This window comes from Delftia lacustris (genome assembly GCF_040267515.1).
Taxonomy (GTDB): Bacteria; Pseudomonadota; Gammaproteobacteria; order Burkholderiales; family Burkholderiaceae_C; genus Comamonas; species Comamonas tsuruhatensis.
Genome location: NZ_CP141274.1, coordinates 1,065,635 through 1,090,888, shown reverse-complemented (window position 1 = coordinate 1,090,888; position 25,254 = coordinate 1,065,635). Strand labels below are relative to the sequence as shown.

Here is a 25,254-nt window from a genome sequence, read left to right as displayed (position 1 = left end):
GCGCGGCCCGGACCGGGCCTGCCGCCGGGGCGGGCTACGCTACATCGGCCCGCACGTCGAACTCCACCTTCCAGCGTTCGTCACCACCCACGGGCACGGCGTTGAGTTCCAGCGTGCCGATGTCGGTCACGCGCGCATGCAGGGTGACGGGCACGATCTCGCCGGGCGCACGGCCTTCGGCGGGCAGGTGGGCCTCGATTTCCTGCAGCTCGACCAGTTCCTCGGGTCCCCAGAAGTCCAGCACGGTGCCGACCTGGTCGGCGCGGCGCACGGAGGAACCGAAGAAGCGCAGGCGCACGGGCTCGCCCACGACCAGGCCGAATTCCTGCGTGTCCAGCGCCACCTCGGTGCCCTCTTCCATGCCGAAGGGCGCCAGGCACAGGGCCGAGATGGGCGGCTCCATGCCGGGGATGGCGGGCATGTTGCTTTCCACGCCCACGTAATAGCTCTGCGCCGTGCCGCCACGGATGCGCACGCCACGGCCCGCAGCCGCCACATGGCCGAAGTAGGCGGCGCCGCGCGCCACGGCCAGGTCGAGGTTGGCGCCGTCCAGCAGGCGCGCGGGTTGCGCGCCTTCGCCGGCCAGCCAGCCGTTGACGACTTCCAGGATGCGCTGCTCGATCTGCGGCGCCTTGAGCACGCCGCCGTTGAACAGGATGGCCGAGGGATGCAGGAAGGACGCGCCCTCGGGCTGCGTGCCCTGGAGGCCTTCGATCTGCTCGGTGGCACCGGCCTGGCGCGAGAGGAAGGCCGCCAGGTGGCGCGTGACGGCCGCGTCCTGCGCATACGGCAGGCCCAGCTGGGTCAGCGCGGCGCGCGCGCGGGTCTGGGGCTTGTCGGAGACGGCTGCTCGCGGGAAGAAGCCTTCCACCAGCATCTGCAGCACCTCGTCACGCGTGACCTCGGTGCGGATGCTGCCGCCGATGAGCTTGCTGCCCCGGCTGGGCACGACCACGGGCACGGACTGCAGCGAGGCGTCGGCCAGCAGTTGCTCCTTGGCCTGGCGGCAGCCATGGGCCAGGGCGCGGGTCTGCCAGGCGTCGAGCTGCTTGCCCTCCTGGGCCAGCTTGCGGGCCACGCCGTAGGCCAGGGCCAGGTCCATGTTGTCGCCGCCCAGCAGGATGTGCTCGCCCACGGCCACGCGCTGCAGCTCCAGGCCGCCGTCCTTTTCCAGCACGGCAATCAGCGACAGGTCGGTGGTGCCGCCGCCCACGTCCACGACGAGGATGATCTCGCCGCTTTGTACCTGCTTGCGCCACTGGCCGCCGCTGGCCTGGATCCAGCTGTACAGCGCAGCCTGGGGTTCCTCCAGCAGCGTGAGCCTCTGGAAGCCCGCGGCGCGGCAGGCCTCGGCCGTCAGCTCGCGCGCGGCCGGGTCGAACGAGGCGGGAATGGTCACCGTCACGTCCTGGGCGTCGAACGGCGCCTCGGGATGGGCCTGTTCCCAGGCCCAGCGCAGGTGCGACAGGTAGCGGATGGAGGCGGTCAGCGGCGAGACGCGGTGCACCTCCTCGGGCGCATCGGCCGGCAGCAGGGGCGAGCGGCGGTCCACGCCCGGATGGCACAGCCAGCTCTTGGCGCTGGAGACCAGCCGTATCGGCGTGGCCGCGCCGCGCGATCGCGCGAACTCGCCCACCACGAAGTCCTGGCTGGCGCCCCAGGGCAGGGCCATGTCGGCCGCAGTCAGCTCGCTTTCATGCGGCAGGTAGAGGAAGGACGGCAGCAGCGGGCGTGCCTCCACGCTGGAGGGGCCGGTGAGCTGGGGAATGTCCAGCACGCCCTGCACCACCTTCTCGCCATCGCTGGCCTGGCGGTCCACATAGGAGAGCGCGCAATGCGTGGTGCCCAGGTCGATGCCGATGCTGTAGCGCGCCTGGGAGGATTGACGGGACTGGTCCATGCTCACAGCTCCACCTCGGCCTGGGCCACGATGGCGGCAGCCTTGTGATCGGTGAGCTGGGGCAGGCGGACATCGTCCACGCGCCAGCCACGGTGGCCCAGCGTGCCCGTGAAGGGTGCCTGGCCGACCACGTTGCCCGTCAGGCGCACGGCGGCGGCATCAAAGCCTGCGGCCAGCGTGACGCGGCTGCCTTCGGCCTCGGCACGCACGGGGGCGATGCTGAAATGCTCGCGCAGCACCTTGCGGCAGCCTTCGTGCACCACGCGCGCTGCGGCGCCGATCTCGGCGTCGGCATAGCCGGCCACGTCTTCCTGCACGAAGTCCACGAAGCGCGCCTCGCGCTGCAGCAGGCCCAGCAGCTGCAGGGCGGCGGTGCCAGCGGGTGCGGCCGGCTCCACGACGGTCTTTTCGACCGGCACCTCGACACGCTTTTCAACCACTTTCTCGACCACCTTCTCGACAGGCACCTCGACGCGGACCTCGACGATCCGGTCCACGGGCACCTCCACGCGCACCTCCTTGGGTGCGGGCGGCGGCACGTCGGCGGCCAGCGGCTCGCCGTCGCGCAGGCGGGACACATCGGCGGCCAGGCGGCCGTTGCCGAGGATGGCGAAGAAACTGCCGATCGCGATGGCGATGCGGCTCAGGAACGAGGGGGGAGTCTTGGAATTCATGGGCTTCTCTTGGCGAGAGGACCCTGCCGGGCCGATCGCCGCGCAGCAGGGCAACCGGGCGCCGGTGGTCCTCCACCGGGCGCCCGCAGGGTCCGTGATGTTACCCAAAGCAACGAAGCCCCGTCCTGTACACGGCCCCATGCCCCCGTGCGCAAATGGCCTCGCGGCATAATCGCGGCTCCTCATCCCCCTGTCCATGGCCCCTACACGCCTTTTCCGCCACGCCCCGACCCGCTGCACCGCCTTGCGCGCGCAGCGGCCGCAGCGCGTGCACGGCGTGCCCACGGCCTTCATCAGCCTGTGCGGCTTCACGGCCCTGCTTTCCGCCGCCGTGCGGAAAGCCTGAGGCCCACCCCCCAGCTTCCCGCACGGCCCCCGCAGCGAATCCGCATGCGAAGCGCATGCCAGGAGCTGCCGGCCCACGCCCCGCATCTCCCTGGCCTGCACGCCTTTTCGGCCGCGCCGCCGCATGGCGCAGCCGCCTTGACCCCGGAGCCGATGATGGACATGGAACTCTCCCAAAACTTTCTGCGTGCCAAAAGCCCCTGCGCGGCGGGCTTTCGCTGGTTCGTGCGCAACCGCCATGACGGCAACGACTACCAGCGCGTGCTCGACGCCCTGGTGGGCGATGGCCGCGTCGAGGATGCGCGCTGGCTCATGAACCAGTTCGGCCCCACCGACGCCGTGCTGGAGGTCGATCACCTGGAGGCCGATGCCCTGGTGTTCTCGGGCAGCGTCGTCGTGCATGGCGAGCTGCGCGTGCCCGGCCTGCTGGCCGTGGGCCGCACGCTGCAGGCCGGCGCCGGCATCCACGCGGGCCGCATCGAGGCCGGCCAGGACCTGCACAGCGGCGGCGCCATCTTCTGCAGCGGCCCGCTGCAGGCCGGCGGCCTGGTCAAGGCCGCCTGGAGCGTGGACGTGCACGAGGAACTGCGCGCCGAAGACGTGCGCGCCGGCTGGGAGCTGCGCTGCGGCGCCGACCTGCGCCTGGGCGGAGGGGCCCAGGCCGGCCAGGACATCGAGGTGCAGGGCGCCATCCGCTGCGGCAAGGGCCTGCGCGCGGGCGGCAGCATCCGCGCCAGCGGCCTGATCGAGCTGGGCCACGGCCTGTACGCTGGCGCCGACGTGGAAGGCGGCAGCCACATCGAGGTGGACTGGGGCATGCGCGCGCTGGGCGACATCCGTGCGGCCTGCAGCATCCGCGCGGGCGAGACCCTGCATGCCGAAGGCGAGATCGCGGCCGGCCCCGGCTACGGCATCTATGCGGGCATGAACGTGCAGCAGGATGCCTGGCCGTCCTGTGCCTGGGTGCATGCGGCGCAGCGGCCGCCAGCCCTGCTCAGCGGCTGGTGGGAAGAGGCAGCGGCACCGGCCTGATGCCCGCAGGGACACGCCGGCCTGCGCCCCCGCAGCGCAGCGCCGCGATGCAAAATACCCGCTTCGCCGCCGACCGGGCGGCTCCAAGGAATCCCACATCGTGTTCACCGGCATCATCCAGGCCGTGGCAAGCATTGCCGCGCTGCGCGACCAGAACGGCCTGCGCACCTTCACCCTCGACTTTCCCGAAGGCTTCTGCCAGGACCTGGCCATCGGCGCCAGCGTCTCCACCGACGGCGTGTGCCTGACGGTGACCGAGATCCTCTCGCCCACGCGCGCCACGTTCGATGTGATGCTGCAAAGCCTGAACATCACCACGCTGGGCGGCTATGCCGTGGGCGGGCGCGTCAATGTGGAGCGCGCGGCAAAGGACGGCGCCGAGATCGGCGGCCATCCGCTGTCGGGCCACGTGGACTTCACCTCGCCCGTGCTGGAAGTGGCCTCCAGCGACACCAACCACCGCATCCGCTTCGGCATTCCCGAGGGCTTTCGCCACTACGTGTTCGCCAAGGGCTACATCGCCATCAACGGCGCCAGCCTCACGGTGTCCGAGGTGGACCGCCAGGCCGGCTGGTTCGAGGTCTGGCTGATCCCCGAGACGCGCCGCATGACCGTGTTCGAGTCCAAGGGCGTGGGCGACCTGCTCAATGTGGAGATTGACCGCAGCACCCAGGTCGTGGTGGACACGGTGCGCGAGACCGTGCAGCAAAGCCTGGGCCGCCTGCAGCCCGTGCTCGAGGCCCTGCTGAAAGAAAAAGGCCTGAGCCTGGACGACTTCATAGACGTCCCCAAGCTGCCCGGCTGACTGCCTTCGTCGTTCAACGCCCCGCCGCCAGCGGCGGACTGAAACGCCGCAGGCGCAGCGCGTTGCTGAGCACGAAGACGCTGGACAGCGCCATGGCCCCGGCCGCGAACACGGGCGACAGCAGCGTGCCGTTGACGGGGTACAGCAGGCCAGCGGCCACGGGGATCAGGGCCACGTTGTAGGCAAAGGCCCAGAACAGGTTCTGGCGGATGTTGGCCATGGTGGCCTTGGACAGCGCAATCGCATTGGGCACGCTGCCCAGGTCGCCCGACATCAGCACCACGTCGGCCGCCTCGATGGCGATGTCCGTGCCCGTGCCGATGGCCAGGCCCACATCGGCCTCGGCCAGGGCCGGCGCGTCGTTGATGCCGTCGCCCACATAGGCCAGCGTGCCATGCTCGGCCTTCAGGCGCTTGACGGCATCGACCTTGCCGCCGGGCAGCACCTCGGCCACCACCTCGTCGATGCCCAGCTGGCGCGCAATGGCCTCGGCCGTGCGGCGGTTGTCTCCGGTGATCATGGCCACCTTCAGGCCCAAGGCGTGCAGCGCGGCAATGGCGGCCGGCGTGCTGTCCTTGATGGGATCGGCCACGGCGATCATGGCGGCCAGGCGTCCGTCCACCGCGGCATACAGAGGCGTCTTGCCTTCGTCGCCCAGGCGCGCGGCCTCGTCTGCCAGCGTGTCCACCTGCAGGCCCAATTCGCGCATGAAGCGGTCGGCACCGATCTCCACGCGCACGCCGTCCACCTGGGCGCGCACGCCAAAGCCTGTCACCGATTCAAAGCGATCCACGGCGCCCAGCGGCAGATCCTCGGCCTTGGCAGCATCCACGATGGCGCGCGCAATCGGGTGCTCGGAGCGGTCCTCCACGGCCGCCACCAGCGCCAGCACGCGGCTGCGCTCGCCCTCGAAGCCGGGGGCCAGTACCAGGTCGGTCAGCTCGGGGCGGCCGCGCGTCAGCGTGCCCGTCTTGTCCACGGCCACCACGCGGGCGTCTTTCAAGGTCTGCAGCGCCTCGCCCTTGCGCAGCAGCACGCCCATCTGCGCGGCCCGGCCCGTGCCCACCATGATGGAAGTGGGCGTGGCCAGGCCCATGGCGCAGGGGCAGGCGATGATGAGCACGGCCACGGCATTGACCAGCGCAAAGCTCAGTGCGGGCGACGGCCCCCAGGCCAGCCAGGCGCCGAAGGTCAGCAGGGCCACGGCCATCACGGCCGGCACGAACCACATGGTGACCTGGTCCACCAGCGCCTGTATGGGCAGCTTGGAGCCCTGGGCCTGCTCGACCATGCGGATGATCTGCGCCAGCAGCGTGTCCGCGCCCACCTTGGTGGCGCGAAAGGCCAGCGCGCCGTTCTGGTTCACCGTGCCGCCGACCAGTTCGGCACCCGGGGTTTTCTCGACCGGCACGGGCTCGCCGCTGATCATGGATTCATCGACGAAGCTGCTGCCCTCGATGACCTCGCCATCGACGGGAATGCGCTCGCCGGGCCGCACCTCGATGGTGTCGCCCGCACGCACGGCGGCGATGTCCACCTCCTGCACGGCGCCGTCCTTGCGCACGCGCGCCGTCTTGGCCTGCAGTCGCACCAGGCGGCGGATGGCTTCGGAGGTATTGCCCTTGGCGCGCGCCTCCATGAAGCGGCCCAGCAGGATCAGCGCCACGATCACGGCCGCCGCCTCGTAATACACATTCACCGTGCCGGCCGGCAGCCACTGCGGCACGAAGGTGGCCACCAGCGAATAGGCAAAGGCCGCCGAGGTGCCCACGGCCACCAGCGAATTCATGTCGGGCGCGCCGCGCAGCAGCGCGGGAATGCCTTTCTGGAAAAAGCGCAGGCCCGGCCCGAACAGCACGATGGCCGACAGCAGGCACTGCAGATACCAGCTGTTCTGGGTGCCGATGGCCTGCCCCACCCAGTGGTGGAAGGCCGGCACCATGTGGCCGCCCATCTCCAGCACGAACACCGGCAGCGCGAACACCGTGGCCACGATCAGCGAGCGCTTGAGCGAGGCCCGCTCGCGCGCCTGGCGCTGCTCCGTGCCGTCTTCGGCCGGCGACTGCGCTGCGCCGCCTTCACTGGCCGGGTTCGCGCTGGCGCCCAGCGGACGCGCTTCGTACCCGGCCTTGTGCACAGCTGCCACAAGGGCCGCCACATCTGCACTGCCAGCCAGCGTCACCACTGCACGCTCGGTGGCCAGGTTCACGCTGGCCGATTGCACGCCTTCCACCTTTTTCAGCGCACGCTCCACGCGGCCCACGCAGGAGGCGCAGGTCATGCCCTCCACTTCCAGTTCCACGCTGGACTGGGGCACTTCGTAGCCGGCCTTCTCGATGGCTGCAATGGCGGCGGGCAGATCGGCCGCGCCCTCGAAGCGGATGCTGGCCTTTTCGGTGGCCAGGTTGACCACGGCTTCCTGCACGCCCGGCAGCTTCTTGAGCGCGCGCTCCACACGCCCCACGCAGGAGGCGCAGGTCATGCCCTGAACGGGCAGGTCTATGGCCATGCCGGCCTTGGTCGATGCATTCATTGCCTGACTCCTTTGTTCTCGCATTGGAGGCACTTTAGAGATTGCCACCATGTCAAGGTCAAGCCCCCTGCAGGGCGCTTTCATCGCCATGTCATCTGCCTTGCCCAGCATCGGCGGCCGTGACAAACCGATACAGAGAGAACCCGTTCATGTCCTTGACCTCCCATCGCCCCGCCCTGCGCCCGCTGGCCGTGGCCCTGGCTGCCTCCGCCCTGATCGCCGGTTGCGGCGGCTCCGGCAACGACACGCCCGCAGGCCAGCCGCTGGAGCTGCGCATTCTGCACATCAACGACCACCACTCCACGCTGGAGTCCAAGAGCAAGACCCTGCAGCTGGACGCCGGCACGGGCAAGGCCGAAGCCGTGGCCGTGGACGCCGCAGGCTTTGCGCGCGTGACCCAGGCCATCGAGGAGCTGGCCGCGCAGTCGCCCAACGTGCTCAAGCTGCACGCCGGCGACGCGCTCACCGGCACGCTGTACTTCAATCGCGCAGGCGCCGACGGCGAGGCCGATGCCGCCCTCATGAACACCGTCTGCTTTGACGCCTTCACGCTGGGCAACCACGAGTTCGACAAGGGCGACAGCGGCCTCAAGTCCTTCCTGGACCGCCTGCGCGCCGGCACCTGCAAGACGCCCGTGCTCAGCGCCAACGTGCGCTTTGGCGCCAACTCGGCCCTGAACGCGGCCAAGGCGCCCGGCTATGTGAACCCCTCCACCGTGGTGGAGCGAGGCGGCCAGAAGATCGGCATCGTCGGCCTGACCATTGCGGGCAAAACCAAGGCATCGTCCAGCCCCGATACCGACACCACCTTCGAGGACGAGGCCACCGCAGCCCAGCGCGAAATCGACGCGCTGCGCGCCAAGGGCATCAACAAGATCATCGTCATGAGCCATGTGGGCTATGAGTACGACCGCCAGATCGTGCCCAAGCTCAGCGGCGTGGACGTGGTCGTGGGCGGCGACTCGCACACCCTGCTCGGCCCCGACGTGCTCAACACCACCGGCGTGGGCACACCGGGCGGCGCCTACCCCACACGCCTGACCGACAGGGACGGCAGCCCCGTCTGCGTGGTCCAGGCCTGGGAGTACGCCCAGGTCGTCGGCGACCTCAAGGTCCAGTTCGACGCCGACGGCCGCGTCACCCAGTGCACGGGCACGCCCCATGTGCTGATCGGCGACAGCTTCACCATCGCCGGCAAGGCAGCCACCGATGCGCAAAAGACCGCGCTCAAGGCCAGTGCCGCCGCCACCGGCGTGCTGCGCGTGACCACGCCCTCGGCCAAGGCCACGGCCGCGCTGCAGCCCTTCAAGGACAAGGTTGCCCAGTTCAACCTCAAGCAGGTCGCCACCGTGCCCCGGGAACTGTGCTCGCGCCGCGTGCCCGGCGGCGTCGGCACCATGAACTACAGCCAGTCCAGCGCAGCCTGCAATGCCGAAGGCAGCGTCAGCGTGCGCGGCGGCGACATCCAGCAGCTCGTGGCCCAGGCCTACCTGGAAGAAGCCAACCGCCACTACGGCGGCGCCGACATCACCCTGCAAAGCGGCGGCGGCGTGCGCATCCCGCTGCTGGGCCAGGTCACGGCCGCCCAGGTCATCCAGGTCCTGCCCTTCGGCAACAAGCTGTTCCGCCTCGACATCACCGGCACGGAAGTCAAGGGCATGCTCGAGGACGGCCTGCAGGCCGTCTACGGCCCCAGCGGCACGACCGGCCCCTACCCCTACACGGGCGGCCTGCGCTTTGACGTGAATGCGGCAGCGGCGGCCGGCCAGCGCGTGTCGGGCATTGAGGTGTATGACAACGCGAGCAAGACGTGGAAGCCGCTGGATACCGCGCGCACATACAAGCTGTTCGTGCTGAGCTTCAATGCCACGGGTGGCGATGGCTACAAGACGCTGGCGGCCGTGCCTGATGCGCGCCGTCTGGACATTGGCGTGCTCGATTCCGATGTGTTCTTCAACTACATCGAGAGGCAGCCGGTGGATGCGGTGTCTGGTCTGCCGCTGCTGTCGCGGCTGGCGACGGATCTGTACAGTACGCGTAGTTTTCAGGGTGGGCGCTGAGTCTTCCTGATGGGTTCAGGGATCTGTTTTGTTCCCTGCCGGGGGTTGTTTTTCGAGGCCGGGTCTCGGCCCGGCGGCCGACCTACCTTCTTTTGCTTCGCCAAAAGAAGGTAGGCCAAGAAAAGTCGACCGGTACGACTCACACTCATAGGTGACACATCAGTACAAGGACATGGGTAACAGATCCAAGCTTGGCAGCTGGAGCCAACAGCAGCCAAGGAGCGATCACCATGCCCTGGAAGGAGTGCGCACCCATGGACGAGAAACTGCTCTTCATAGCCGACCACCTGCGCGGTGGTGCGCCGCTGAGCGAGCTGTGCAGGCGCTACGGCATCAGCCGCAAGACGGCCTACAAGTGGGTTGAGCGTTACCGCCAACTGGGCATGGATGGATTGCAAGAACGCAGTCGCAGGCCCCACGGGAACAATCAGGCGATCAGCTATGCACAGCGCCGGGCCATCATTGAGCTGCGCACGCAGCAAAGGTCACAGATGGGGCCCAAGAAGCTGCACGCTTTGCTCCTGCAGCGCTGGGGCCCACAGGAGACACCCAGCAAAACCACCATCTACAACGTGCTGAAGGCTGAGGGGCTTGTTTGCAGCAGGCGTGTACGCAGACGCTCGGTGCCTACGGCCCAGCCCTTGCGAACGAGCAAGCAGCCCAATGGGGTGTGGAGTGCAGACTACAAAGGCCAGTTCAAGACAGCCGATGGTCACTGGTGCTATCCATTGACCATCATGGACCACGCCAGCCGTTATTTGCTGGCCGTGCATGTCTACGACAGCCCCAACTACGAGGATGCCAAACGCAGCTTCGAACAGGTGTTTCGGCAATACGGACTGCCCGAGCGCATACGCAGTGACAACGGTCCGCCGTTCGCGACTACTGGCGTGGCGGGCCTGTCACGCCTGGCGATATGGTGGATAAGGCTGGGCATCAGGCCGGAGCGCATCGAGAGGGGCAAGCCACAGCAAAACGGTCGCCACGAGCGGATGCACCGCACGCTCAAGCATGCCCTGGGCAAAGAGCCTGCGGCGGACAAAGCGGCATTGCAGATGCAGCTCGATGCCTTTGTGGAGCACTACAACCAGCAGCGCCCGCATGAGGCCTTGCAGCAAAGCATGCCGGCCCAGCATTACAGCGACTCGACCAGGCCATACCCCTCAAAGCTACCCGAGCTGCAGTACCCGAAGCATTGGGAAAGGGTTCGGGTCAGCCACAACGGCTTGATCTACTGGCGAGCGCTGCGGGTCTACATAGGCTACCTGCTGGCGGGGCAGTGGATCGGGATGCAGGAGGTGGCCGCTGGCCAGTGGGATGTGTATCTGGGGCCGGTGCGACTGGGCTGCTTCAACGAAGAGGATGTGCGAGGACCGCAGAAGGACTATGTGAGCTTGAAGTGTTACCCATGTCTGTGAGCTGAGTTGTTACCCATGTCCTTGACACGTACAGACCCGGATGTCCGCGACCCCTCCGCTTCGCTGCGGGGCAACCTGCGTCGTGGCGGTTGCGGGGTTCGCTGCGGAACTCGCTTTGCGCTTCGCGCGCCGCTCAAACAACCGCAGCGAGTCAGATCACGAAGCAGTCCTGTCCTTCGGCAGGACTGCAACCCCGCAACCACCACGCCGCAGGCGCGGACATACGGGGAGTTGGTAAGGGCCTTCGCTTCGCTCGGCCCCTGGTTTGAAGCCGAGCGGAGCGATGGCGCCGGCTGTTGGCTGTTGGCTGTTGGCTGTTGGCTGTTGGCTGTTGGCTGTTGGCTGTTGGCTGTTGGCTCCCCCCAGCCTCCCCCCTTCTGCCCACGCCTGCGTTGGGCGGGATGCGGGGTGGCAGCCCTGCCGAAGGACAGGGCTGCTTCGTCATCTGACTCGCCGTGATGTTTGAGTGAAGCGCGCAGCGCGCAACGAGTTTCACGGCGCACCCCGCATCCCGCCCAACGCAGGTCGCCCCGTAGCGAAGCGAAGGGGTCGTGGGCAGTTTGGGGCGCGCTTCTTTGCCTACTTTCTTATCGCGCGATAAGAAAGTAGGTCGGCCGCCGGGCCGAAACCCGGCTCCTGCCGCCAGAGGCACAACACAATCAAAAACAGGTCAACCAGAAATCAGCCAATCCGAGCAATCACAGCCCCCAGCACCTGCGCCTTCCCCGCCTCAGCCACCAACGCCACCACCCCACTGCGATGCGCAGTCACCTGCATCTCCATCTTCATGGCCTCCATGACGGCAATCACATCGCCCTCCTGAACGGTGTCGCCATCGGCCACCTTCCACGCATGCAGATTGCCTGCAATGGGTGAGGTGACGGCAGCGGGGTCCACTGCAGATTCGGCAGCCGGCGCGGCAGCCACACCGCCGCCAGCCGATGCCAGCCCCTGCAGCAGCACCGCAGGCAGGCCCAGCGACACCCGTCGCCCGTCGATCTCGACCGCGCAGCGCACCAGGCTGGCGTCGGGCAGCGGCTCGGCGCGCACGGCGGCGGCCAGGGGTTCGGCGAAGTCGGATTCGATCCAGCGCGTGTGGACCTTGAAGCCGTCGTTGCCCACGAAGTCGGCATGGCCGATGACGGCGCGGTGGAAGGGCAGGACGGAGGACAGGCCTTCGATGCGGAACTCGGCCAGCGCGCGGCGGGCACGGGCCAGGGCCTGTTCACGCGTGGCGCCGCTGACGATGAGCTTGGCCATCAGCGAGTCGAAGCTGCCGGGCACGACCGAGCCGGACTGAACGCCCGTGTCCAGGCGCACGCCGGGGCCCGAGGGCGGGTCGAACCGCACCACGGGGCCTGGCGTGGGCAGGAAGCCGCGGCCCACGTCTTCGGCGTTGATGCGGAATTCGATGGAGTGGCCCAGCGGCGCCGGGGTTTCGGTGATGGACAGCGGCAGGCCGTCGGCCACGCGCAGCTGCTCGATCACCAGGTCCACGCCCGTGGTCTGCTCGGTCACGGGGTGCTCGACCTGCAGGCGCGTGTTGACTTCGAGGAAGGAGATGGCGCCCGTCTGGCTCAACAGGAATTCCACCGTGCCCGCGCTGACGTAGCCGGCCGCCGCGCAGATGTCGCGTGCGGAGCTGTGGATGCGGGCGCGCTGCTCGTCGCTGAGGAAGGGCGCCGGGGCCTCTTCCACCAGCTTCTGGTTGCGCCGCTGCAGCGAGCAGTCGCGCGTGCCCAGCACGACCACGTTGCCGTGGGTGTCGGCCAGCACCTGGGCCTCGATATGGCGCGGGCGGTCCAGGAATTGCTCGACAAAGCATTCGCCGCGGCCGAAGGCGGTGACGGCCTCGCGCACGGCCGAGTGAAAGAGTTCCTCCACCTCGTCCATGCGCCACGCGATCTTCATGCCGCGCCCGCCGCCGCCGAAGGCGGCCTTGATGATGATGGGCAGGCCGTGCTGCTGGGCAAAGGCCAGCACTTCGCCGGCATCCTTGACGGGGTCGGGCGTGCCGGCCACCAGGGGAGCGCCGACCTGCAGGGCGATCTTGCGCGCCTCGACCTTGTCGCCCAGCTTGGCGATGGTCTCGGGCGTGGGGCCGATCCAGCGCAGGCCCGCATCCAGCACGGCGCGCGCAAAGGCTTCGCTTTCGGACAGGAAGCCGTAGCCGGGGTGCACGGCGTCGGCGCCGCTCTTGTGCGCGATGGCGATGAGCTTGGCGATGTTCAGGTAGGTGTCGGCCGGGCGCTCGCCGTCCAGGCCATAGGCCTCGTCGGCCATGCGCACGTGCAGGGCGTCGATGTCGGCATCGGCGTAGACGGCCACGGATTTCACGCCGTAGTCGGCGCAGGCGCGGGCGATGCGGACGGCGATCTCGCCACGGTTGGCAATCAGGACTTTTTTCATCGCAATACCTTCAATTGTTCTGCAGGCGCTGGGCGCCTTGCGCGCCGGGGGAATATTCCTCGAAGGCGCGGATGGGGTTGAAGCGGATCCAGGCGCCCACGGGAATCTGGCCGGCCAGATCCAGGTGGTGCGGCGCCACGCAGCCGATGACGGGATAGCCGCCCGTCAGCGGATGGTCGGCCAGGAACAGCACGGGCTGGCCGCTGGGAGGCACCTGGATGGCGCCCAGCGGCGTGCCTTCGCTGGGCAGCTCGCCGGCCACGGCGCGCGCCAGGGGCTGCTCGCCCGCCACGCGCAGGCCCACGCGGTTCGATTGCGGCGTGACCTGCCAGCGCTGCGCGGCCAGCAGGGCCACGGCCTCGGGCGTGAACCAGTCGGTGCGCGGGCCCAGCTCCACGTCCAGCACCACGTCCTGCCCGGCGATGGGCAGGGACTCGGGCGGCAGCTCGGGTGCGGACACGGCCGTGCGGTCCGCAGCCCGCACGGGCAGGATCTGGCCCACGGCCAGGGCGGCTGGGCCGACATTCGCCAGGGTGTCGGTGCAGGCGCTGCCCAGCACGGGCGTGACGGCAAAGCCGCCGCGCACGGCCACATAGCAGCGCGCGCCGGCCACGGGCTGGGCAATGGTCAGCAGGTCGCCATCGGCCAGGGCCACGGCCTGGTAGCGCGGCACGCTCCAGCGCTGGCCGGACCCGGTGGTCACGGTCAGGGGCGCATCGGCGCCCGTGACGGCCACCACGGTCTCGCCCCGGCTTTGCAGCGACAGGCCACCGCCCACGGTCTCCAGCACGGCCAGGTCGCTGGCATTGCCGACCAGGCGGTTGGCGGCCTTGAAGGCTGCCTGGTCCATGGCGCCCGAGGCCGAGACGCCCTGCCCGGCCTGGCCCAGGCGGCCCCGGTCCTGGAACAGCGTCATCAGCCCGGTGGCCTTGACGCGCAGCGCGTTGCCCTCTGGCAGTTCGGCCTGCACGACAGCAGGTGCAGGTTCGGCATCCGCCTGCTCCATGCCTGCGGCATCGACAAAGCGCACGCGGTAGCCGGGCTGCAGCAGCGCAGGCAGCTCGCGCGCAAGGTCCCACATGCGCGCCGAGGTGCGGCCTATCAGTTGCCAGCCGCCCGGGCTGGCCTGGGGATAGACGGCGCTGAACGTGCCGCCCAGCGCCACCGAGCCGGCCGGCACGCGCGTGCGCGGCGTGGTGCGGCGCGGCACGTTGAAGATCGGATCGCCCCCGCTGAGGTAGGCAAAGCCGGGCGCAAAGCCCGTGAAGGCCACGGCGTACTCGCTGCCCGTGTGGCGGCGCACGACTTCCTCGGGCGTGATGCCCAGCAGCTGCGCCACATCGGCCAGGTCCTCGCCGTCGTAGTGCACGGGGATTTCGACCAGCACATCGCTGCGCTCGGCGCGCTGGCTCAGGTCACGCGCGGCGATGCGGTTCACCAGCTCGGCCACGCCCACCTGGGCGGGGGTGAACTGCACAAGCACGGTGCGCGCGGCCGGCACCAGCTCCTGCACGCCGGCGATGGGCTCGCGCTGCAGCGAGCCCAGCAGGGCCAGGGTTTCATCCAGGTCGGCCAGCTCCACCAGCAGGGCCTGGCGGTTGACAGGTAGAAAGCGCATGGCCACTCCTCAACCCGCGAAGGAGGAAATGCGCACGCCCTCCTGCTCGAAACGCTCGCGCAGATGGCGTGCGATGGCCACGGCTCCCGGGCTGTCGCCATGCACGCAGATGGAGTCGGCGGCAATGCGCACGGGGCTGCCGTCCACGGCCTCGACCACCCCTTCGCGCACCAGCATGAGCATGCGCGCGGCGATCTGGTCCACGTCGTGCAGCACGGCGCCCGGATCGCGGCGCGAGACCAGGGTGCCCTCGGGCGTGTAGCCCCGGTCGGCAAAGGCCTCGGCCACCACGGTCAGGCCTGCGTCGCGCGCCCAGTCGATCAGGGGCGAGCCGGCCAGCGCCACCAGCACCAGGCTGGGGTCGATGGCGCGCATGGCCGTGATCACGTCGGTGGCCTGGCGCCTGTCGTGGGCGATGGTGTTGTAGAGCGCGCCGTGCGGCTTGACGTAGCGCACCTCGGTGCCAGCCACGCGGGCCAGGCCCTGCAGCGCGCCGATCTGGTAGATGACGCCGGCCACCAGGTCGGCGCTGGCCACGTCCATGTTGCGCCGGCCGAAGCCGACCAGGTCGGGATAGGACACATGGGCGCCGACGATGGCGCCGCGCGCGCGGGCGGCCTTGAGCGTCTCCAGGATGCCTGCCGGGTCGCCGGCATGGAATCCGCAGGCCACGTTGGCGCTGCTGACGATATCGAGCATGGCGGCATCGTCGCCCATGCGCCATCCGCCCAGGCTCTCGCCAAGATCACTGTTCAGGTCAATTTTCATCGTTCTCTCCTCGCCGGATTCGGTGCACGGGGTTCAGTGCAGCTGGCCGGCGTTTTCCTTCAGATCCTGGGACACGGTCAGGGCCGTGCGGATGGTCTCGCGCACGGCAGCCACCTGGTCGGCCAGCGACATGCTGGGCATGCCCGGCTTGCGCGCTGCCTGCTCAGGCAGGGCCGGCACATGGATGAAGCCGCCCCGCGCACCCGGCGCAGCCTTGCCCTGGGCCAGCCAGTGCATGAGCGCGAAAAATACGTGGTTGCAGACAAAGGTGCCCGCCGTGTTGGACACGGAAGACGGAATGCCCCGCGCGCGCAGGTTGTGCACCACGGCCTTGATGGGCAGCGTGGAAAAGTACGCGGCGGGCGCGCCCGGGATCACCACCTGGTCCACGGGCTGGCGCGCCGCATGGTCGGGAATGCGGGCGTCGTCGATATTGATGGCCACGCGCTCGGGCGTGAACTCGCTGCGGCCGCCGGCCAGGCCCAGGCTGATGACCAGCACCGGCTGCAGCTGCGCAAGCGCCTCCTGCAGCTGGCGCAGCGATTCGCCGAACACGCAGCGCAGCTGTAGGCCGTGGACGGTGGCGCCCTCCACGATCTCGCCATGCAGGGCACGCGCCACTTCCCACGAGGGATTGACAGGGTCCTGCTCGAACGGCTCGAAGCCGGTCACCAGGATGCGCGGGGAAGTGGAATCGGTCATGGCAACAGTCCGTCCTTTAACGGAACATCAGGAAATACATGAGGAAGACGTTGGCCGTCAGCAGGGCCAGGGCCGTGGGCACCTGGGCGCGGATCACGGCATTCTTGTCGATCTCCAGCAGCGCGGCGGGCACCAGGTTGAAGTTGGCCGCCATGGGCGTCAGCAGGGTGCCGCAGTAGCCCGAGAGCATGCCGATGGCCGCCATCACGGCCGGGTCGCCATGGTAGACGCCCACCAGAATGGGCACGCCCACGCCGCCCGTCATCACCGGGAAGGCCGCGAAGCCATTGCCCATCACCACCGTGAACAGCGCCATGCCGAGCACGTAGACGGCCACGGCCACGAAGCGGATGTCCATGTTGATATAGGTGGTGGTCACATAGGCCACGGCCTTGCCCACGCCGGCGTCCGAGAACACCAGGCCCAGCATGCCCAGCATCTGGGGCAGCACCAGGGCCCAGCCCAGCGCATCGGTCAGGCGGCGCGATTCGCGCATGCCCTGGGCCGGCGTCTCGCGGGTCAGCCAGCAGGCCAGGCCCAGCGCCAGCACGCAGCCCACGCCCAGGCTCACCAGCGTGGTGGCCTTGGGGTCCAGCAGGGGCGTTCCGCCGAAGACCAGGTGCGAGGCGCTCAACGTGCCGACCATGGTGATCAGCGGAATCGCCAGGGCCGGCACGAACAGCTTGTTGCCCAGGCGCTTGGCGCTGGCCAGGTATTCGGCATCGCTGCGCGGCGCGTGGCGGCCGCTGCCCACGCCGCCGAAGCCGGCGATCAGCGCCATGGCCACGGCGATCACGCCCACCACCATGGGGGGCAGCTCATGGCCCACCAGGAACACGGCCGCATACAGCGCCCAGAACAGGCCGCTGGACCAGCGCTTGGGATTGCTGGCATCGCGCAGCGTCATCACGGCCGTGACGGCCAGGACGAAGCCGACCAGGTAGTACAGGTGTTGGATGGTCAGCGTCATTTCAGGCTCCCTTGGCTTGGGTGGCGTTGGCATTGGCCGCGTCGGCTGAGACGCCCGCCTTGTACTGGGCCAGCTCGCGCTCGAGCATGCGGTCCAGGCGACCCAGGCGCCAGGCGTGGATCACGAAGGCGCAGATGGCCGTGGGAATGCCCCACAGCGCGACGTGGATGGGCTCGACCTCGATGCCGGCTTCCTTCAGGAAGGTGGTCATCAGCACGATGGCGCCGAAGGCCACGAAGATGTCCTCGCCGAAGAACAGGCCCACGTTGTCCGTGGCGGCCGAGTAGGCGCGCAGCTTGTCACGCACCTTGGCGGGCAGGATGCCGAAGCGCGACTGGGTCGCGCCTTCGGCCATGGGCGCCAGCAGCGGACGCACCATCTGCGGATGCCCGCCCAGGCTGGTCAGGCCCACGGCGGCCGTCAGCTGGCGCGCCGCCAGGTAGACGATGAGCAGGCGGCCAGCGGTGGCCGACTTGATGGAGCTGATCCAGTTCTGCGCATGCTGGCGCAGGCCATGGCGCTCCAGCAGGCCGATCACGGCCAGCGGCAGCAGGATGATCAGCGGCAGGTTGCGCGTCTTGATGAAGCCCGTGCCGATGGTGGCCAGCACCTTGTCGACGGGAAAGCCCGCCGCCAGTGCCGTGCCGATGGCCGTGACGATCACGACCAGCATGGGATTGAAGCGCAGCACGAAGCCCGCAACGATGATGGCCACCCCGATAAGCGGCCAGAGATTGACGTCAGTCAGCATGTTGATTCCCCCTTCACACCCCCGGTGCGCGACGGCCGTCGAGCCACCCCGCATGCCCAACCCGGTGGCAAGGAGTGCGCTGCCGACCTGGTTTTGTTCAACAAAACTAGTAATTTGTCTTACAGAAACGAATTGTGATTAAGACAATCAACGCATACTGATAGTACAAACCCGCATACACCTGCCTACGCAATGTGCACTGACAGGGTTCTTGCCAAAGTCATGAAAACTATCGATTATTGAATACCGATAGAAGACATGAATGCAACAATGCCCCTGCGCCGGTATCGCCTGCGGCAAGGCCGCCTCCTACAATGGGCCGCGCTCCCAGCGCGGGGCGCATGCGCGGCAGGCGTCGTGAATGGCCCTTCCTGCTCCCAAACCACCTTGCCCGAGCCCTGAATCCATGCGACGCCGTCAGATTGTTTCCCTGGTTCCCCGCGCTGCGGCCATCGCAGCGGTCCCGGCCCTGGCGCCGGCCTTCGTGCGCAATGCCTTTGCCGACGAGGCCGGCCTGTCCGCCAAAGCCATCACCATCGGCTCCACGGTGTCACTGAGCGGCCCGCTGGCCGCATACGGCACCGACATCAAGCTGGGCACGGAAGCGGCCATGGCGCAGATCAATGCCCGCGGCGGAATTCACGGCCGCACGCTGCAGCTGCAGATCGTGGACGATGGCTATGTGCCCCAGCGCTCGGCCGACAACGTGCGGCAGATGCTGTCCAAGGGCACGGCCTTCGCCCTGCTGTCGTGCAACGGCACGCCCAACAATGCGGCCATCATTCCGCTGATCGAAGAGGCTGGCGTTCCCTACGTGGCGCCGATCACGGGCGCCTCGTCGCTGCGCAAGGGCGCGCGCAACGTCTTCCATGTCCGGGCCAGCTACACCAATGAGGTCCACCGACTGATACAGCGACTCGCAGGCATGGGCCTCAAGGGCATCGGCATCGTCTACCTGGACAACGCTTACGGCCGGGAAATACTGGAAGACGCCACACGCGCACTGGAAGCCGGGAAGATGGCCCCCTCCGTACAGGCGGCCATTGCCACCGATGGCAAGGACCTGGCCGAAGTGTTGAACAAAGTGCATGCGGCCCGTCCGTCCGCCGTGTTGCTGGCCACGGCCGGCACGGTGTCGGTCGCGCTGGTGCGCGGCCTGCGCAAAAGCGTGCCCGGCGTGCTGCTGACGGGCCTGAGCGTGACCTTGCCCAACGACAGCCTCAAGCCGCTGGGCGACGACGCCCGGGGCCTTGCCATGACCATGGTCGTCCCCGCGCCCCATCAGGGCCGGCTGCAACTGGTGCGCGACTACCAATCGGCCCTGCGCGCCCACGGCCAGCAGGAGTTCTCCATGGGCTCGCTGGAAGCCTATGTGAATGCACGCGTGCTGGCCGAGGGCCTGGAACGCGCCGGCCGCGACCCCACCCAGGCCAGGCTGCGCTCGGCGCTGGCCGGCATGCGCAACTGGGACATGGGCGGCTTTGTGATCGACTACAGCGGCCAGCCGCCGCATGTGGGCTCCAGCTTCATCGACCTGGGCGTGCTGGGCAACGCGGGGCGCTTCATCGGTTGATGCCGGTGGCGGCTTGCGGGCCGGGCCGCGATGGTTTCTTTCTCTCGCCGCACCTAGGAGTTCTCGCCATGCCTGCCGAACGCCACCGCCTTGTGCCCTGCGCTTCCCACCGCGGTGTGCCACGCCGCCTGCTCATCCTGGCCGCCGCTGCCCTGCCCGGCCTTGCGCCAGCGCAGAAATGGCCGGCGCAGCCCGTGCGCATCATCGTTCCCTACACGGCCGGTGGCGGCTCGGACAACATCGCCCGCGCGCTGGGCACGGAACTGTCGCGTGAACTGGGCCAGCCCGTGGTCGTGGACAACAGGCCCGGGGCCTCGGCCATGCTGGGCGCAGAAATGGTGGCGCGGGCCGCGCCTGACGGCTACACGCTGCTGATGGCCGACATGCCGCACACCATCACGCCCAGCCTGTACAAGACGCCCTACGACGCGCTCAAGGACTTCACGCCCGTGGCCCTGATCGGATCATCGCCGCTGGTGCTGGCCGTCAACCCGAATTTCAAGGCGCAGAGCGTGAAGCAATTCGTGGCCCTGGCCAAGGCGCAGCCGGGCCGGCTCAACCTTGCATCGGGCGGCACGGGCACGGCCACGCATCTGGCGGGTGAGCTGTTCAAGCAGCAGACCGGCACCTTCATCACCCACATCCCCTACAAGGGCTCGGGGCAGGCCATTGCCGATGTGGTTGCCGGGCATACCGAGAGCATGTTCGCCTCGGCACCCACCGTGATCCCGCATATCCGAAGCGGTGCGCTGCGCGCCCTGGCCACCACCAGCGCCCAACGCTCGCCGGCCCTCCCCCAGGTTCCCACGCTGGGCGAAAGCGGCGTGCGCGGCCTGACCGTGCTGCACTGGTTCGGCCTGCTGGGGCCTGCCGGTTTGCCCTCCGGCATCCAGACCACGCTGCACGATGCCGTGGCCCGCGCCATGGCCACGCCCACGCTGCAGGCCAAGCTGCAGTCCCTGGGGCTGGAGCTGACGCCCCGCACTGCGGCAGAGTTCGGCGCCCAGATGGAGACCGACGCGGCGCGTTGGGTGCGCGTCGTCAAGGAACGCAACATCAAGGCCGACTGATGTCCAGCCTGCACCCTCTTCCCGACGCCATCGACCTGCGCAGCGATACCGTCACGCGCCCCACGCCGCAGATGCTCGAAGCCATGGCCCGCGCCCCGCTGGGCGATGACGGCCTGGACGGCGACCCGACCGTGCGCACGCTCGAGGAGACCGCAGCCCAGCGCTTCGGCAAGGCTGCGGGCCTGTTCGTGGTCAGCGGCACCATGGGCAATCTGGTGGCCGTGCTCGCCCATGGCCGCATGCCCGGCGAGGTGCTGGCCGAGGCCGGCAGCCATCTGCTGAACGCCGAGCGCGCCGCCGCGGGCCTGACCGGCATGCACTACCGCAGCCTGGCCGGCGACGGCGGCCTGATCGCCCTGCCCGCGCTGGAGGCGGCGCTGGACACCGCCATCTCCGCACGCTGCCCCAGCGCGGTGGTGGCCGTGGAGAACACGCACAATGCGCGGGGCGGCACCGTCGCCGGGCCCCAGGCGCTGGCCCCCGTGCATGCGCTGGCCTGCCGCCATGGCGTGCCCGTGCACACCGATGGCGCGCGCCTGTTCAATGCCGCCGTGGCCCTGGGCCTGTCCTGCCGCGAGATGGCTGCGCACACGGACTCGGTCACCGTCTGCCTGTCCAAGGGGCTGTCCGCGCCCGTGGGCTCGGTGCTCATGGGGCCGGCCGACTTCATCGCGCGGGCGCGCACCATACGGCGCATGCTCGGCGGCACCCTGCGCCAGGCCGGCGTGATTGCGGCGGCAGGGCTGGTGGCGCTGGAGCACATGGTCGAGCGCCTGGCCGACGACCATGCGCGCGCCTGCCGCCTGCACCAGGGCCTGCGCGCCATCGACCCGGCTTGGTGCGCGGCCGAACTGCCGCAGACCAACATCGTCCAGGTTCGCGTTGACACCAGCGCGGCCGAAGCGCGCCTGTGGCAAGCACGCCTGGCCCAGGCCGGCGTGCTGGTGCGCACGGGCAGCGCCGGCCTGCTGCGCCTGGTCACGCACCGCCATATCGACGATGCCGCCGTGGACAGCACGCTGCAGGCCTTCGCCCGGCTGCAACACCCCACCTGAGCACTGCACGAAACCGGCGACCGGCCCGGCGCTGGCTACACTGCGCTCTGGCCCTTGCATCCCGACCACCATGACCCGCAGCACCGACATCCTCAACCTGACCGACCGCGTGACCGAGCAGCTGCGCAGCAAGCTCATCGATGGTGCCTGGGAGCCCGGGCAGAAGCTGTCGGAAGCCTCGCTCAGCGAAAGCCTGCAGATCTCGCGCAACACGCTGCGCGAGGCCTTCCGGCTGCTGACCAAGGAGGGGCTGCTGGTGCACGAGCCCAACAAGGGCGTGTCGGTGGCGGCGCCCAGCATCGCCTCCATCATCGACATCTACCGCGTGCGCCGCATGGTGGAGTGCCAGGCCCTGGCCCAGGCCTATCCCATGCACCCGGCGCGCAGCCTGATGCGCGAAGCCGTGGAAGCGGCACAGCGCCACCGCGAGGCCCAGGACTGGTCCGGCGTGGGCACGGCCAACATGAGTTTCCACAAGGCCGTGGTGCAGCTGGCCGACAGCGAGCGCCTGGACACCATGTTCGAGCATCTGCTGGCCGAGCTGCGCCTGGCCTTCGGCCTGCTGCGCGACCCGCACTTCCTGCATGCGCCCTATGTGGACATGAATGCGCGCATCCTGCAGCAGTTCGAGGACGGCAAGCCGGCCGAGGCCGCTGCCGCGCTCAATGACTACCTGGTGCATTCGGAGCGGCTGATCCTGGCCGCCTATGCCCGACGCCTGGCTGAAAAAGGCATCAAGGTGTGAAACAGGCGGCACCCCCTGAGCGGCTGACGCCGCTTCCCCCTCTCTACTCGCTTCGCGAGGGAGGGGGACGACACCCTCGGGGCGGGGCGGCCCTTCCTCGGTGTCCCTGGCTTTTCGGGCGCGCCGGTTTCATAGGCTATGGGCAACGCACAGCGCCAGGGATCACTGGCTCGTGCTCAACGCGAGGCCTTGCGCCGCGCGTCCAGGCTCCAGCGCGCCACGGGCGCCAGCATCAGTTGCACGAATCCGCCGGCGATCGCCAGGTTCTTCAGGAACTGCACCAGCTGGCCCTTGTCGCCGAACTGGTTGTGGAACATCAGCGCCGACATGACGCTGAACACGGCCATCACGGCCGCGGCCTCGCGGGTGCGCCAGCCCAGCAGCAGGGCCGTGGCCACGCCCAGCTCCACCACCAGCGCCATGGCATACGACAGCATGGGCAGCGGCAGGCCCGCCTTGGCGATATAGGCCATGGTGCCCTCCGGCCCCATCAGCTTGCCGATGCCGCTGTAGATGAACAGCAGGCTCAGCAGCACCCGGGCCAGCAGCGGCGCGAAGTCGGCCCAGGGAGATGCGGCGGCATGGGCAGTGGAATGCGTGGCGGCGCGCATCGTCGGCTCAACCCGGGACACGACCGGAACCCTGGCCTTCGGCCGCCTTCACCGAGCCGCCCAGGCGCTGCACTTCGGCCAGGTACTCGGGGCCGCTGCGCATGCGCTGGTACTGGGCCAGGCGCTGCTGGTAGTCGGCATCCCAGTGGTTCACATCGGACTCGCGGTAGACGTTGAGGCCGGCGCGGTTCCACAGGGCCAGGTCGGCCTGCACTTCGGCGCGCGACAGCGCGGGGCCGGAGCTGGCGGGCTCGGCGCCGAACCAGGTTTCTGCAGATACCGTGGCGGCCGGTGCGGCCGAGGCCATGCCCGGCCACAACGCGGAGGAAAGTGCGGCAGAAAGGGCGGTGATGGCGAAGAGGGTCTTTGCGTGCTTCATGGCGAATCCTTTGTCAAATCCTGCAGCGCGTGATTGCGTTCTGCATGGCTGCAGTCTCGTCTTCGCCCGCCTGCACGTCAGTGCCTAAACGCACAGCTTTGCGCAAACTCTCCGGTTCCCGCGCCCACCATCCACGCTCAGGGCCACTGCAGGCCGGGCCGCGCCACATGCAGGGCCTGCAAGGGCTCGGAGCGCCCGCGCACCTGCACCTGCCGGACTTCACCCAGGCCATCGGCCACGCCCGCGCGGCGCGCCACCTCCAGCGACAGCACCAGCCGCGCCTGGGCGCTCTTGGTGTATTCCTGCAGGCGGCTGGCCGTGTTGACCACCTCGCCCACGGCCGTGAAGGTGGTGGTGTGCTCGAAGCCCACGCGCCCCACGGCGGCGCGCCCCGCGTGCAGCCCCATGCCGAAATCCACCGGCTGGCCGAACTGCGCCTCGAAGCTCGCGCTCCACTCCTGCATGCGCCGGTCAATGAGGGCGCTGGCCTGCACGGCCTGGCGGCAGGCCGTGTCCAGGTCGGTATCCAGGCCGAAGATGGCCATCACGCTGTCGCCGATGAACTGGTTGGCCATGCCGCCGCTGTCGTGCACGGCCTGGCCCACGCGCTCGAAATACTGGTCCAGCACCCAGGACAGGTCCACGGGCCATTGCCGCTCGGCCAGGCCGGACCAGCGGCGCAGGTCCACGAACAGGATGGCCACCTCGCGCACTTCGCGGACCTCGCGCTCCTGGCCCGCGCGCCCGGCCTGGGCGGCTGCCGGCGAGCGAAACAGCGGCGCCACCTGCACATCGCCCGTGGGCCGCAGCTGGCAGGCCAGCCGCACGTCCTGCGGCGCACCCACGCGCTCCAGCGTGAGGCGCTCATCGCGCCCCGGCGCAGGCAGGTGGGCCGCCGGGCCGGACACGCGCACGCGGCAGGTGGAGCAGCGCGCCCTGCCGCCGCACAGCGACAAATGGGCAATGCCATGCTCGCGGCTGGCTTCGAGCACGCTCATGCCCTGGGGCACCTGCACCGTGCGGCCCGGATAGTGCAGCAGCACCTGGCGGGCGCCGCGCAGGCGCATGCGCCGCCACAGCCAGGGGCCGGCCAGCAAGGCAGCCAGGCCGGCCAGCCAGCCCTGGCGCAGCCCCGATGTCAGATCGCGCAGCAGCTGCACCGCCTGCGGCGAAGGCCCGGCCGGCGCGGGCACACCGGCCGCCGCGATCTCGCGCGCCATGGAGACGATGCCCAGCGCCGCCAGCACGGGCAGCAGCACGGCGGCCGTGAGCAGCAGCGGCTGCCAGCGCCGCCACCAGCCGCGCGCACGCAGGGCCATGTGCAGGCCCATGCAGCCATGGGTCCACGCGGCCGTCATCAGCAGCAGCTGGATGGCCATGCTGGACGGATTCCAGGAAGAACGCACGATGCGCGCATACGAGGGGTCCACGCCCCAGGCCTCCTGCGCCAGCCGCGTGGCCGGCACGTGCAGGGCCAGCAGCAGCGGCAGGCTCAGGCCCAGCAGCAGCCGCACGGCCTCCAGCGCCGGCATGCGCAGGCTGCGCCGCCGCGCCAGCGCCTGCAGCGCCAGCCCCATGTGCACGGCCAGCGCGCCGTAGAGCAGCAGGCTGCCGGGCAGGGATCGCCACACGCCGTGGACCAGCTCGCGCACGGCCTCGGCCGTGGCCAGCGAGACCAGGCCCAGGGCATGGTTGGACAGGTGCAGCGCCGCATAGGTCCACAGCACCAGGCCGGTGGACCAGTGGAGACTGCGCAGGGACGGCAGGGACGGAGGAAGGACACGGGCCATGGAAACGGGTGATGCGCCCGACGGCAGGACAAGACAGGAACAATGG

21 protein-coding genes are annotated in these 25,254 nt (G+C 69.2%); 9 read left to right on the top strand and 12 right to left on the bottom strand.

Going from position 1 to position 25,254, the window contains the following annotated elements; translation table 11 throughout:
* Window positions 1-34 precede the first annotated feature (34 nt).
* Both U6958_RS06445 and U6958_RS06440 read right to left on the bottom strand, forming a co-directional pair.
* Window positions 35-1,900, bottom strand: coding sequence for an Hsp70 family protein (locus U6958_RS06445; protein ID WP_046241631.1), 1,866 nt, complete (start codon window positions 1,898-1,900; stop codon window positions 35-37).
* Window positions 1,901-1,902: 2 nt separating this feature from the next.
* Window positions 1,903-2,574 (bottom strand): DUF2760 domain-containing protein, encoded by a 672-nt coding sequence (locus U6958_RS06440; RefSeq protein WP_074921552.1) that lies wholly within the window; start codon window positions 2,572-2,574, stop codon window positions 1,903-1,905.
* A gap of 196 nt (window positions 2,575-2,770) precedes the next feature.
* Here U6958_RS06440 and U6958_RS06435 point away from each other — a divergent pair, with 196 nt between their 5' ends.
* The 3 genes from U6958_RS06435 to U6958_RS06425 all read left to right on the top strand — a co-directional run bounded on the left by U6958_RS06435 (window position 2,771) and on the right by U6958_RS06425 (window position 4,756).
* Entirely contained in the window at window positions 2,771-2,920 is a 150-nt protein-coding gene (locus U6958_RS06435) for a hypothetical protein (RefSeq protein ID WP_164474686.1), read from the top strand.
* Window positions 2,921-3,075: 155 nt separating this feature from the next.
* Entirely contained in the window at window positions 3,076-3,951 is an 876-nt protein-coding gene (locus U6958_RS06430) for a hypothetical protein (protein ID WP_026062924.1), read from the top strand.
* Window positions 3,952-4,051: 100 nt separating this feature from the next.
* Window positions 4,052-4,756, top strand: coding sequence for a riboflavin synthase (locus U6958_RS06425; RefSeq protein ID WP_012207520.1), 705 nt, complete (start codon window positions 4,052-4,054; stop codon window positions 4,754-4,756).
* A 13-nt stretch (window positions 4,757-4,769) separates the two neighbouring features.
* On the opposite strand, the gene U6958_RS06420 is transcribed toward U6958_RS06425, so the two are convergent.
* Window positions 4,770-7,289 (bottom strand): heavy metal translocating P-type ATPase, encoded by a 2,520-nt coding sequence (locus U6958_RS06420; protein ID WP_074921553.1) that lies wholly within the window; start codon window positions 7,287-7,289, stop codon window positions 4,770-4,772.
* 149 nt (window positions 7,290-7,438) lie between these two features.
* Between U6958_RS06420 and U6958_RS06415 the strand changes: the two genes are divergently transcribed.
* Complete coding sequence (locus U6958_RS06415) at window positions 7,439-9,349, top strand: bifunctional UDP-sugar hydrolase/5'-nucleotidase (RefSeq protein ID WP_074921554.1); 1,911 nt, start codon at window positions 7,439-7,441, stop codon at window positions 9,347-9,349.
* A 230-nt stretch (window positions 9,350-9,579) separates the two neighbouring features.
* On the top strand, window positions 9,580-10,767 hold the full coding sequence (locus tag U6958_RS06410) for an IS481 family transposase (protein ID WP_012202818.1): 1,188 nt from the start codon (window positions 9,580-9,582) through the stop codon (window positions 10,765-10,767).
* A gap of 681 nt (window positions 10,768-11,448) precedes the next feature.
* On the opposite strand, the gene U6958_RS06405 is transcribed toward U6958_RS06410, so the two are convergent.
* Genes U6958_RS06405 through U6958_RS06380 form a run of 6 tightly spaced genes read right to left on the bottom strand, consistent with a single transcriptional unit; the run spans window position 11,449 to window position 17,985 of the window.
* A complete protein-coding gene (locus U6958_RS06405; protein WP_074923757.1) occupies window positions 11,449-13,176 on the bottom strand; it encodes a biotin carboxylase N-terminal domain-containing protein in 1,728 nt (575 codons plus the stop codon).
* Between the two features lie 10 nt (window positions 13,177-13,186).
* Window positions 13,187-14,794 carry an urea amidolyase family protein gene (locus tag U6958_RS06400; RefSeq protein ID WP_074923799.1) on the bottom strand — a complete coding sequence of 536 codons (1,608 nt, stop codon included), beginning with the start codon at window positions 14,792-14,794 and terminating at the stop codon, window positions 13,187-13,189.
* A 9-nt stretch (window positions 14,795-14,803) separates the two neighbouring features.
* Window positions 14,804-15,562, bottom strand: coding sequence for a LamB/YcsF family protein (locus U6958_RS06395; RefSeq protein ID WP_016454390.1), 759 nt, complete (start codon window positions 15,560-15,562; stop codon window positions 14,804-14,806).
* A 33-nt stretch (window positions 15,563-15,595) separates the two neighbouring features.
* Window positions 15,596-16,264 carry a pyroglutamyl-peptidase I gene (gene pcp, locus U6958_RS06390; protein ID WP_016454391.1) on the bottom strand — a complete coding sequence of 223 codons (669 nt, stop codon included), beginning with the start codon at window positions 16,262-16,264 and terminating at the stop codon, window positions 15,596-15,598.
* A 16-nt stretch (window positions 16,265-16,280) separates the two neighbouring features.
* Window positions 16,281-17,234 carry a DUF979 domain-containing protein gene (locus tag U6958_RS06385; protein WP_016454392.1) on the bottom strand — a complete coding sequence of 318 codons (954 nt, stop codon included), beginning with the start codon at window positions 17,232-17,234 and terminating at the stop codon, window positions 16,281-16,283.
* Between the two features lies 1 nt (window position 17,235).
* Window positions 17,236-17,985, bottom strand: a complete 750-nt coding sequence (locus tag U6958_RS06380; RefSeq protein ID WP_074923758.1) for a DUF969 domain-containing protein — start codon at window positions 17,983-17,985, stop codon at window positions 17,236-17,238.
* A gap of 406 nt (window positions 17,986-18,391) precedes the next feature.
* Here U6958_RS06380 and U6958_RS06375 point away from each other — a divergent pair, with 406 nt between their 5' ends.
* The 4 genes from U6958_RS06375 to U6958_RS06360 all read left to right on the top strand — a co-directional run bounded on the left by U6958_RS06375 (window position 18,392) and on the right by U6958_RS06360 (window position 22,428).
* Window positions 18,392-19,558, top strand: coding sequence for an ABC transporter substrate-binding protein (locus U6958_RS06375; protein WP_074923759.1), 1,167 nt, complete (start codon window positions 18,392-18,394; stop codon window positions 19,556-19,558).
* 68 nt (window positions 19,559-19,626) lie between these two features.
* Entirely contained in the window at window positions 19,627-20,628 is a 1,002-nt protein-coding gene (locus tag U6958_RS06370; protein ID WP_074923760.1) for a tripartite tricarboxylate transporter substrate binding protein, read from the top strand.
* Window positions 20,628-21,683 (top strand): low specificity L-threonine aldolase, encoded by a 1,056-nt coding sequence (locus U6958_RS06365; protein ID WP_074923761.1) that lies wholly within the window; start codon window positions 20,628-20,630, stop codon window positions 21,681-21,683. Before U6958_RS06370 ends, U6958_RS06365 begins: the two co-directional genes overlap by 1 nt.
* 70 nt (window positions 21,684-21,753) lie before the next feature.
* A complete protein-coding gene (locus U6958_RS06360; RefSeq protein ID WP_012207532.1) occupies window positions 21,754-22,428 on the top strand; it encodes a GntR family transcriptional regulator in 675 nt (224 codons plus the stop codon).
* 176 nt (window positions 22,429-22,604) lie between these two features.
* On the opposite strand, the gene U6958_RS06355 is transcribed toward U6958_RS06360, so the two are convergent.
* The 3 genes from U6958_RS06355 to U6958_RS06345 form a co-directional block, all read right to left on the bottom strand.
* A complete protein-coding gene (locus tag U6958_RS06355; protein WP_061289501.1) occupies window positions 22,605-23,039 on the bottom strand; it encodes a DoxX family protein in 435 nt (144 codons plus the stop codon).
* Window positions 23,040-23,046: 7 nt separating this feature from the next.
* Window positions 23,047-23,418, bottom strand: a complete 372-nt coding sequence (locus U6958_RS06350) for a DUF4148 domain-containing protein (protein WP_016454396.1) — start codon at window positions 23,416-23,418, stop codon at window positions 23,047-23,049.
* Window positions 23,419-23,555: 137 nt separating this feature from the next.
* On the bottom strand, window positions 23,556-25,208 hold the full coding sequence (locus U6958_RS06345; RefSeq protein ID WP_074923762.1) for an adenylate/guanylate cyclase domain-containing protein: 1,653 nt from the start codon (window positions 25,206-25,208) through the stop codon (window positions 23,556-23,558).
* Between the last annotated feature and the right edge of the window lie 46 nt (window positions 25,209-25,254).

Coding starts and splice junctions, on each gene's coding strand:
- U6958_RS06445 (WP_046241631.1), bottom strand. CDS start 1,900: ATGGACCAGTCCCGTCAATCCTCCCAGGCGCGCTACAGCATCGGCATC.
- U6958_RS06440 (WP_074921552.1), bottom strand. CDS start 2,574: ATGAATTCCAAGACTCCCCCCTCGTTCCTGAGCCGCATCGCCATCGCG.
- U6958_RS06435 (WP_164474686.1), top strand. CDS start 2,771: ATGGCCCCTACACGCCTTTTCCGCCACGCCCCGACCCGCTGCACCGCC.
- U6958_RS06430 (WP_026062924.1), top strand. CDS start 3,076: ATGGACATGGAACTCTCCCAAAACTTTCTGCGTGCCAAAAGCCCCTGC.
- U6958_RS06420 (WP_074921553.1), bottom strand. CDS start 7,289: ATGAATGCATCGACCAAGGCCGGCATGGCCATAGACCTGCCCGTTCAG.
- U6958_RS06415 (WP_074921554.1), top strand. CDS start 7,439: ATGTCCTTGACCTCCCATCGCCCCGCCCTGCGCCCGCTGGCCGTGGCC.
- U6958_RS06410 (WP_012202818.1), top strand. CDS start 9,580: ATGCCCTGGAAGGAGTGCGCACCCATGGACGAGAAACTGCTCTTCATA.
- U6958_RS06405 (WP_074923757.1), bottom strand. CDS start 13,176: ATGAAAAAAGTCCTGATTGCCAACCGTGGCGAGATCGCCGTCCGCATC.
- U6958_RS06400 (WP_074923799.1), bottom strand. CDS start 14,794: ATGCGCTTTCTACCTGTCAACCGCCAGGCCCTGCTGGTGGAGCTGGCC.
- U6958_RS06395 (WP_016454390.1), bottom strand. CDS start 15,562: ATGAAAATTGACCTGAACAGTGATCTTGGCGAGAGCCTGGGCGGATGG.
- pcp (WP_016454391.1), bottom strand. CDS start 16,264: ATGACCGATTCCACTTCCCCGCGCATCCTGGTGACCGGCTTCGAGCCG.
- U6958_RS06385 (WP_016454392.1), bottom strand. CDS start 17,234: ATGACGCTGACCATCCAACACCTGTACTACCTGGTCGGCTTCGTCCTG.
- U6958_RS06380 (WP_074923758.1), bottom strand. CDS start 17,985: ATGCTGACTGACGTCAATCTCTGGCCGCTTATCGGGGTGGCCATCATC.
- U6958_RS06375 (WP_074923759.1), top strand. CDS start 18,392: ATGCGACGCCGTCAGATTGTTTCCCTGGTTCCCCGCGCTGCGGCCATC.
- U6958_RS06370 (WP_074923760.1), top strand. CDS start 19,627: ATGCCTGCCGAACGCCACCGCCTTGTGCCCTGCGCTTCCCACCGCGGT.
- U6958_RS06365 (WP_074923761.1), top strand. CDS start 20,628: ATGTCCAGCCTGCACCCTCTTCCCGACGCCATCGACCTGCGCAGCGAT.
- U6958_RS06360 (WP_012207532.1), top strand. CDS start 21,754: ATGACCCGCAGCACCGACATCCTCAACCTGACCGACCGCGTGACCGAG.
- U6958_RS06355 (WP_061289501.1), bottom strand. CDS start 23,039: ATGCGCGCCGCCACGCATTCCACTGCCCATGCCGCCGCATCTCCCTGG.
- U6958_RS06350 (WP_016454396.1), bottom strand. CDS start 23,418: ATGAAGCACGCAAAGACCCTCTTCGCCATCACCGCCCTTTCTGCCGCA.
- U6958_RS06345 (WP_074923762.1), bottom strand. CDS start 25,208: ATGGCCCGTGTCCTTCCTCCGTCCCTGCCGTCCCTGCGCAGTCTCCAC.